Source organism: Candidatus Phytoplasma sp. AldY-WA1 (assembly GCF_020312115.2).
GTDB classification, from domain to species: domain Bacteria; phylum Bacillota_I; class Bacilli_A; order Acholeplasmatales; family Acholeplasmataceae; genus Phytoplasma; species Phytoplasma vitis.
Window position 1 is genome coordinate 1 of record NZ_JAHRHX020000041.1, and the last position, 5091, is coordinate 5091.

Genomic DNA, 5091 nt, shown 5'->3' on the forward strand with positions numbered 1-5091 from the left:
TGATTAATGCTTAGCTTTAATGAAAAAACATAAATTTTGAATAAAAGATAAATTATGTAAAATGGTAATAAAATAAAAATGCGAAATATGATAAATTTTGAAATTTCAGTTAACCAGTTTGTTTGGTATTGTTTCATGTTTTTTTTTGTTCCTTTCTTAATAAAAAAAGTTCTCAAAAATGAGAACTTTTAATTTTTATAATTTTTTATGTATTTTTACTGTTTTGTTTATTTTTTTGGCTTTTAAATTGCTTACTGCTGTTCTAACTATTCTTTCGTCACCAACTTCTTTTTGGGGCCAAGTTATACCAAGATCATGCGAATGAAAAGTAAAAAATCTTTCAGCATCTGGGTCTGTTTCTCTTGTCACTAAACTATTATTTTTGATTGGTATTTTTGGTGGTTTTGTTGTGTCATAATAATGATCAAAACGATTTTCTGAACCAATACATTCTTTGCCATCAACATACCAATCATCGAAAATAAATCCTTCAACATATCCATAATTCTTTTTGTTACCACATTCGTCGTAAATAATTTTGTTAGTACGACCAAGTTTATTTCGTATTTCTTGCGCTGTATAAAATTGATCTTTTTTAATATAACATTGATCTTTCCATTTTTGTAATTCTTTGGTATAATTAGAAGTGAACGCTATATGATAAATTTCTTTTTCTGTTTCAACAGTGTGTGTTAAAATAAATTTTTCACCTCTTATTTGCCAAGCGTAACCAGATTTTGCTATCACTTGTGGATTGTTAAATAAATTGTTTGCTTTTTTCCATTCTCGAATTGCAATATATGGATCATCACATTCGTCATTTTTATACAAATCTAATTTATCAATAACAACAAAACTATAAAGATGAATGGTTTTAGCACCATTTCCAAGTCGAATTAAATTATCAATACTTATATCAGGATATTCGAGACGATATCCATCGTCAAAATACACAGCTTCGATTTTATATCCATAAAAATCTGATTTATTAGAATTAAATGAAGCAGATAACCCTGCTGTTGAAGTTAAATTATAACAATTTAAATTAACACGTATTTTATTATTAGTAATGTTATCATCAAATAAATCTTTTTGAATTGAATTTGTTTTATATATAATGTTGTTTTGTTCTTTACAAATTTCTATTTTATGATGTAAAATAGTTGTATTTAAATCATCTTTTATATTTGCGTCCCAAAAAACGTATGCGTCCGAAATTTCTAATTCATATTTTAATAAATCGTCGAGAGTGTATTCATAGTCATCAGCTGGATATATTGTTTTAAATGGATTATATCGAGGTTTAAAATATATACCTAAAAGTCCATTTTCAGGTTCTTTTAAATACCAAATTAAACTTTCATTATTATAACTATTATATGCTGGTCTATATGGTGTATCAACGTCAATATTAAAATTTTTCATGTATTCAGGAATTTCGTGTTTTGACATGACATAAATGTCGTGTCTTTGTAATGGACGTTGTGTTTGCAACCATTCTCGTTTACATTCTTCTAAATCAGCAAATTGAATTAATTCTTGTTTTTCAGTAAAAAAATAATTAGTAGTTGCTATAATAATAAAAATAGATAAAATGCATAATAAAAAGATAATTGTTAGAATAACAATTTTTTTAATATTCATGACATATAATTTAATTCCTTTCTTTGAATAAATCGATATTTTTTTTAAATTTAAAATATAAAAAAAAGACACATATAAAATATGTGCCTTAATTTTAATTAATTGATTTCATAAAGTTTGTTAAGTTCTACAATTAAGCTTAAACCGTCATCTTCAATACATGATTTATTAAAATTGCTTTCTAAATCTTGTTTATATTTCACAGCGCGAGCTAACATGTCATTAAACTTTTTACGTTGAATTTCTAATGATTTAATTTCAGTTTGTGAAATATTTGGTTTTTGAAGTTTAGTTGCAATTTCTGATAAATTTTTATTATGGTCATCAATGATTTTTTGTCGCTTTTCAACTTTAATTTGATTTTCTTGAAAAGCAGTTTGAAAAGATGATTTAAGTTCTTCAATTTTAGTCTTTTCAATTGGACTCAAATCAGCTGGTAAAGTGTCGTCATTGTATTGAGAAAAAATATAAGTCTTAATTTCATTAAATTTTAATTGTGAAATCATTTTTTTAGTTTGTTCTTTTTCTTCAATTTTTGGTGATTCAGTTTTTTTTGATTTTTCAGTTGAAGTTGATTCAGTTTTTTGAATTAAATCGTCATTTTCTTCGATAGTATTTATTGGTTCATTTTGTGGATTTGATGTTGTTGGCTTGAATTTTTTAAAACAATACCAACTAGCACCGATTAAAGTTATTAAAATAATAGATGTTATAATTATTTGTTTTGAGTTCATGATTTTTTTCTCTTCTTTCTTTAAATATTTACACTAAAAATTATAAATTAATTTATAATAATTAGTGTTTTATTGTTTCTAATTTTTTTAACATTCTAGTACAATGTTTTTGTTTTCTTATATCTGTCATTTTATTATATTGTTTTGATTTTAAAACTTCTTTTCGAGTTTCAATTTCATCTAATTTGTTTTCACGATTAATGTTTAATGTTTCTTGTAAAAATATCATCTTTTCAGGTGTTTCATTATTATTTAAATTATCTTCTAATTTTGAAACAAGGTCCGCATAATCGTCTAATTTACCCATTTTTTGCTCTTTAATTTCTTCGTTTACATCGTCATCTTGTTTCCATTCTCTTTTCAAATTAACATCTTTTTGTTTATTTTGGAAATCTTCAATTTTTTTTGTAAAATTGTCTATTTCTTTTTCGTATTTCTCAATTTCATTATCACATCTTTTACAAACGTCGTCATATGTATCTTTATTCATCATTTTCGGTTTACCATCATCGTTGAAATAATTTCCTCTAATCATATCATAACCACGACGAAATTCGGATGCTGTAATTGCAATTTTTGCAATTGTTTTTGCACCTATTTTTGATGCATTTACAAACGCTTTCATAGGAAGTATATCTTGATAAATTTCAAATCCTTGAATAATAGCTCCTTTAAGATTTCCTAAACTCCATTTGCTTTTCATATCGTAATCGTCCCATTCAAGTTTACATTGCGTTGCTAATTTTAATTCAATTTTTAATTCGTTAATTTTGTTTCTTAATTCTTTTTGTTTTTCTTCTGCTTCATTAATTAGTTTTTGATATTCTGCACGACGTTCTTGCACTGTTTTAATTTCACCTAAAATTGATTTTTCATTAGTAGTTAAGTCGTCATATTTACGTTCTAATTCTCGTTTGTATTTTTCAGCGCGAGCTAACATGTCATTAAACTTTTTACGTTGAATTTCTAACGATTTAATTTTTTGCTTAATTGGATGAAGTTGATCTACAATTTCATGTAGTTCTTTAGTTAATTCATCAATTTCTTTTTGTAATTGTCTACGTACATCTTCATCTTGTGTTTTTGCTTTTTGTTCTTCTTTTTGTTTAATTTCATCTTCTTTTTGTTTCTTTTTTGTTTCTAAGTTTGTTAGTTCTCCGTTTAAAAGACAAATTTCTTTATCGTTATCTTTTATTTTGTCGTTAATTTCTTTAATTTTATTTTCGTTTTTGTCTAAAAGTTCTTTAATTTTTGCTTTTTGTTCTTGAGTTAATGTTAAATCTCCTTGTAATTCTATTAATTCAGCATCAATTTTTGCTAATTCATCTTTCAATTGTGATTTTTTTCCTTCAAAATTGTCATAGATATTTTCTAATTTGTGAATTGTATTGTCAAGTTTATTGACTGATAAAGCTGCGTATTTTGAAGATGGTTCTCTTTTAGTTAGATAGAAAAAAGCGCATAATAATACAATTATTATTGCAATTGAAATAATAATTTTCTTTAACGAAAATTTATACATTCCATAAATTAGAAATAAAATAGGTATAATTGACACAAGTGCAAATATAGTTTTATAATTTGAAAATAACAATGTTGTTATTGAAATCATGTTTAATTTTCCTTTCTTTTTTTGATTTTTTTTAAAATTAGTATGATTTTTTTTATTTTTCTTTGCAGTCTTTTGTTTTTTGTGTTATGTGCTGCTTAGGATTGATATATGCACAACTAGGTTTCTCAAAAACCTAGTTGTGTAAACGGGTTTTAAAATTATTTAGATTGAGATGTTAATTCTTTTTCTATTTGATTTAACACATCAATGTTTGGTGAAATAATCATCTTGTATGCTTGTTGTAAATCTTCTTTTTGAATTATTGTTCTTTTATTTTCATCAGTTCCACGATTTCTTGCGAATACACTGACTGTCGTTTTTAAAAGGTTTTCGAGTGTACGATTTGCTTTTAAAAATTCTTGTTCTTTTGGTAAACGGTCTAATGATTCGTTAATAACATTGAATAAATAATCTTTTGATGCTTGACAATATGGATTTTTACGTTTGTTAATTAAGAATTCTAACATTTTTTGACGTTCATCTTTGCTTCCTGGTTTAACTTCGATATTGTAAGTGAATCTTGATTTGATTGCTTCGTCGATTTGTTCTACGTGGTTAGTTGCACCAATGACGAAGATTGGTTTTTCAGGATTGTTATCAACTGATGTCATTTCGGTTTTAAATTGGTTAACAACGTTTGCAATTTCGGAACCAGCTTCTAGTGAACCTAAATCAGTAAAAATAGTTTCACATTCGTCTAAAAAGATAATTGCTCCGTTTTCTTTTTCAGCTGTTTGTCTTGCTGCTGCAAATAAGTCTTGGACCATTTGTGGTGCAAGTCCTTTGTATTTTTGAGAAAAGATAGAACTGCTTACTTCGAAAAATGGTAGTTTAGTCTCTTTTGCTAATGCACGAGCTAATGTTGTTTTTCCTGTTCCTGGACATCCGTACATTAATATTCCTAACGGTGCTTCGACATCTCCGATGTCTTGATAGTTTGACTTGTTTTTTAAATAGTCTAAAAATCCATCACAAGCTGTTAATTCTTCTTTGAATCCGATTAGTTTATCGAATGATAAGAATTTATTAGAATCAGCTGGTTTAAATTGTGGTATTTCATCGTCATCTTCTGATTGGAATGAATTTAAATTGTTTGCTGCC

At 26.1% G+C, this 5091-nt stretch carries 4 protein-coding genes; all 4 read right to left on the minus strand.

Annotation, left to right across the window (positions count from 1 at the left end; genetic code table 11):
- Positions 1–195 precede the first annotated feature (195 nt).
- The gene (locus KTO59_RS03300) at positions 196–1644 is read right to left on the minus strand and encodes a hypothetical protein (RefSeq protein ID WP_284928618.1); all 1449 of its coding nucleotides are present in this window, start codon (positions 1642–1644) and stop codon (positions 196–198) included.
- A gap of 98 nt (positions 1645–1742) precedes the next feature.
- Complete coding sequence (locus tag KTO59_RS03305; protein ID WP_284928619.1) at positions 1743–2378, minus strand: hypothetical protein; 636 nt, start codon at positions 2376–2378, stop codon at positions 1743–1745.
- 61 nt (positions 2379–2439) lie between these two features.
- Positions 2440–3990: a hypothetical protein gene (locus KTO59_RS03310; protein WP_284928620.1), complete on the minus strand. Its 1551-nt coding sequence runs from the start codon at positions 3988–3990 to the stop codon at positions 2440–2442.
- A 158-nt stretch (positions 3991–4148) separates the two neighbouring features.
- On the minus strand, positions 4149–5091 hold a 943-nt coding region (locus KTO59_RS03315; protein WP_284928621.1), incomplete at its 5' end, for an AAA family ATPase.

Excerpts from the sequence above, each read along its gene's own strand:
- KTO59_RS03300 (WP_284928618.1), bottom strand. The coding sequence starts at position 1,644 with ATGAATATTAAAAAAATTGTTATTCTAACAATTATCTTTTTATTATGC.
- KTO59_RS03305 (WP_284928619.1), bottom strand. The coding sequence starts at position 2,378 with ATGAACTCAAAACAAATAATTATAACATCTATTATTTTAATAACTTTA.
- KTO59_RS03310 (WP_284928620.1), bottom strand. The coding sequence starts at position 3,990 with ATGATTTCAATAACAACATTGTTATTTTCAAATTATAAAACTATATTT.